At 70.7% G+C, this 3680-nt stretch carries 2 protein-coding genes; both read right to left on the bottom strand.

Annotated elements, in window-relative coordinates:
* Window positions 1–144: 144 nt before the first annotated feature.
* Window positions 145–1899 (bottom strand): 2-oxoglutarate dehydrogenase, E2 component, dihydrolipoamide succinyltransferase, encoded by a 1755-nt coding sequence (gene sucB / locus ACWF79_RS34670; RefSeq protein ID WP_453732162.1) that lies wholly within the window; start codon window positions 1897–1899, stop codon window positions 145–147.
* A 61-nt stretch (window positions 1900–1960) separates the two neighbouring features.
* Window positions 1961–3349 (bottom strand): dihydrolipoyl dehydrogenase, encoded by a 1389-nt coding sequence (gene lpdA, locus ACWF79_RS34665; protein WP_453732161.1) that lies wholly within the window; start codon window positions 3347–3349, stop codon window positions 1961–1963.
* Window positions 3350–3680: the final 331 nt, after the last annotated feature.

Genomic DNA, 3680 nt, shown 5'->3' with positions numbered 1-3680 from the left:
ACAATAATTACTGCGTCGGCTGCGTCTTTTGTTTATAAGACACCGCGTTCACAAAAAACAAAAACCGGCGCCCCCCCCCCCCGTAACCACTCCGGGGGGGGGCCGCCGCAGGTGAGGCTTGTTACGTTGCCAAGCCGCGCTGCCTTACAGACCGAGGTCGACCTCGAACTCGCCGGCCTCCAGGATCGCCTTGACGGCCGTCAGGTAACGGGCCGCGTCGGCGCCGTCCACCAGACGGTGGTCGTAGGAGAGCGTCAGGTACGTCATGTCGCGGACGCCGATGACGGTGCCCTCGGCGGTCTCGATGACGGCCGGACGCTTGACCGTCGCGCCGATGCCCAGGATGGCGACCTGGTTCGGCGGGACGATGATCGTGTCGAACAGCGCACCGCGCGAACCGGTGTTGGAGATGGTGAAGGTCGCGCCGGCCAGCTCGTCCGGCGTGATCTTGTTGCCGCGGACCTTGCCGGCCAGGTCGGCCGTGGCCTTGGAGATACCGGCGATGTTCAGGTCGCCCGCACCCTTGATGACCGGCGTCATCAGACCCTTCTCGGAGTCGACGGCGATGCCGATGTTCTCCGAGTCGAAGTACGTGATGGTGCCCTCGTCCTCGTTGATCCGGGCGTTGATGACCGGGTGGGCCTTCAGCGCCTGGGCCGCCGCCTTGACGAAGAACGGCATCGGGGACAGCTTGACGCCCTCACGGGCGGCGAACGCGTCCTTGGCACGGGCGCGCAGCTTCATCAGCTTGGTGATGTCGACCTCGACGACCGAGGACAGCTGGGCCTGGCCGTGCAGCGCCTTCATCATGTTGTCGCCGATGACCTTGCGCATGCGGGTCATCTTGACGGTCTGCCCGCGCAGCGGGGAGGCCTCCAGGGCCGGAGCCTTCGGCGCGGCGGCCGCGGGGGCGGCGGCGGCGGGGGCCGGGGCGGCCTTCTTGGCCTCGGCGGCCGCGAGGACGTCCTGCTTACGGATACGGCCGCCGACGCCGGTGCCCTTGACGGACGCCAGGTCGATGCCGTTCTCCGAGGCGAGCTTGCGGACCAGCGGGGTCACGTAGGCGCCGTCGTCCGCCGGCTGTGCGGCGGCGGGGGCGGCGGCCGGAGCGGCGGCAGGCGCGGCCGGAGCCGGAGCCGGGGCGGCCTGCGCCGGAGCAGCCGGAGCCGGGGCCGGGGCGGCGGCCGGAGCCGGAGCGGCGGGGGCCGGAGCCGGAGCCGGGGCGGGAGCGGCCTGGGCCGGAGCCGGAGCGGCGGCCGGAGCCGGGGCCTCGGCTGCCGGGGCGGCACCCGGGGCGCCGATGACGGCCAGCTTGGCGCCGACCTCGGCGGTCTCGTCCTCGGCGACGACGATCTCCAGCAGGACACCCGAAGCCGGGGCCGGGATCTCGGTGTCGACCTTGTCCGTGGAGACCTCGAGCAGCGGCTCGTCGGCCTCGACGGACTCGCCGACCGACTTCAGCCAGCGGGTGACGGTGCCCTCGGTGACGGACTCACCGAGCGCCGGCAGGACGACGTCCGTACCGGTGGCGCCACCGGCCGGGGCGGCGGCCTGGGCCGGGGCCTCGGCGGCGGGGGCCGCGGGGGCCTCCTGCGCCGGAGCCGGGGCGGCCTCGGCGGCCGGGGCGGCCTCGGCGGCGGGGGCGGCAGCCGGCGCGCCGGAGCCGTCGTCGATGATCGCGAGCTCGGCGCCGACCTCGACGGTCTCGTCCTCGGCCACCTTGATGGAGGCGAGGACGCCCGACGCGGGGGCGGGGATCTCGGTGTCGACCTTGTCGGTCGAGACCTCGAGCAGCGGCTCGTCGGCCTCGACACGCTCACCCTCGGCCTTGAGCCAGCGGGTGACGGTGCCCTCGGTGACGCTCTCGCCGAGCGCCGGCAGGGTTACGGAAACCGACATGGTTTCAGTTGCTCCTAACGAATTGCGGAAAGTGGTCGTCGCGCCCGTGATGACGTGAGCGTCAGTCGTGGGAGTGCAGAGGCTTGCCGGCCAGCGCCAGGTGCGCCTCGCCGAGAGCCTCGTTCTGCGTCGGGTGGGCGTGGATGAGCTGTGCGACCTCGGCCGGCAGCGCCTCCCAGTTGTAGATCAGCTGCGCTTCGCCGACCTGCTCGCCCATGCGGTCACCGACCATGTGGACGCCGACCACGGCACCGTCCTTGACCTGGACGAGCTTGATCTCGCCCGCGGTCTTGAGGATCTTGCTCTTGCCGTTGCCCGCGAGGTTGTACTTCAGGGCGACGACCTTGTCCGCGCCGTAGATCTCCTTGGCCTTGGCCTCGGTGATGCCGACGGAGGCGACCTCGGGGTGGCAGTACGTCACCCGCGGCACGCCGTCGTAGTCGATCGGAACGGTCTTCAGACCGGCCAGACGCTCCGCCACCAGGATGCCCTCGGCGAAGCCGACGTGCGCGAGCTGGAGCGTCGGGACGAGGTCACCGACCGCCGAGATCGTCGGCACGTTGGTGCGCATGTACTCGTCGACCAGGACGTAGCCGCGGTCCATCGCGACGCCCTGCTCCTCGTAGCCGAGACCGGACGAGACCGGGCCGCGGCCGATGGCGACGAGCAGCACCTCGGCCTCGAAGGTCTTGCCGTCGGCCAGGGTGACCTTGACGCCGCTGTCGGTGTACTCGGCGGACTGGAAGAAGGTGCCGAGGTTGAACTTGATGCCGCGCTTGCGGAAGGCGCGCTCAAGAAGCTTGGAGCTGTTCTCGTCCTCGGCCGGGACCAGGTGCTTCAGGCCCTCGACGACTGTCACGTCGGTGCCGAAGGACTTCCACGCGGAGGCGAACTCGACGCCGATGACACCGCCGCCGAGGATGATCGCCGACTCCGGGACGCGGTCCAGGGTCAGGGCGTGGTCCGAGGAGATGATCCGGTTGCCGTCGATCTCCAGACCCGGCAGCGACTTCGGCACGGAACCGGTGGCGAGGAGGACGTGACGACCCTCGACGCGGCGGCCGTCCACGTCGACGGAGGTCGGGGAGGAGAGCCGGCCGTGGCCCTCGATGTACGTGACCTTGCGGGAGGCGACGAGACCCTGCAGGCCCTTGTACAGGCCCGAGATCACGTCGTCCTTGTACTTGTGCACGGCCTTGATGTCGATGCCCTCGAAGGAGGCCTTGACACCGAACTGCTCCGCCTCGCGGGCCTGGTCGGCGACCTCGCCGGCGTGGAGCAGGGCCTTCGTGGGGATGCAGCCGTTGTGCAGGCAGGTGCCGCCGAGCTTGTTCTTCTCGATCAGTGCGACGTCCAGGCCCAGCTGCGCTCCGCGCAGCGCCGCGGCGTAACCGCCGCTACCGCCGCCGAGGATCACTAGGTCGAAAACGGTGCTGGCGTCGTTCGCCACGTCACGTCCTCCATGCATGTGCGCTCGTCGCCGGTCTCCTGTGACCGGGCGGCGGCTGGTGTCCGGCCGCTTTTATGTCGGCCCTGTGGTGGGGGCCCTGTCCTGCCGAGAACCCATCTTCGCACTTGTTGCCGGGCGGCGGGACGCGGGGCCGGTGTGTGAGACCGGGTGATCGCCCGTACGGACAGGTAACCGGGCCGTACGAACGTACGGATTTCGTTGCGGGCGAACGGCGGCGGGCCCCCGGGGGGGGTTCGAGCCCGGGGCGCCCCCGCGCCCACCCAGCTCATAGGAAGCCGGGCGGGGGGGTTTAAGCCACCATAACCACCCA

Source organism: Streptomyces sp. NPDC054975 (genome assembly GCF_053609105.1).
Note: the sequence above shows the minus strand (reverse complement) of the source record. Positions and strands in the feature narration are given on the sequence as shown.

Bases quoted from the DNA above. Each gene is read 5' to 3' on its own strand.
- sucB (WP_453732162.1), bottom strand. From the start codon at position 1,899: ATGTCGGTTTCCGTAACCCTGCCGGCGCTCGGCGAGAGCGTCACCGAG.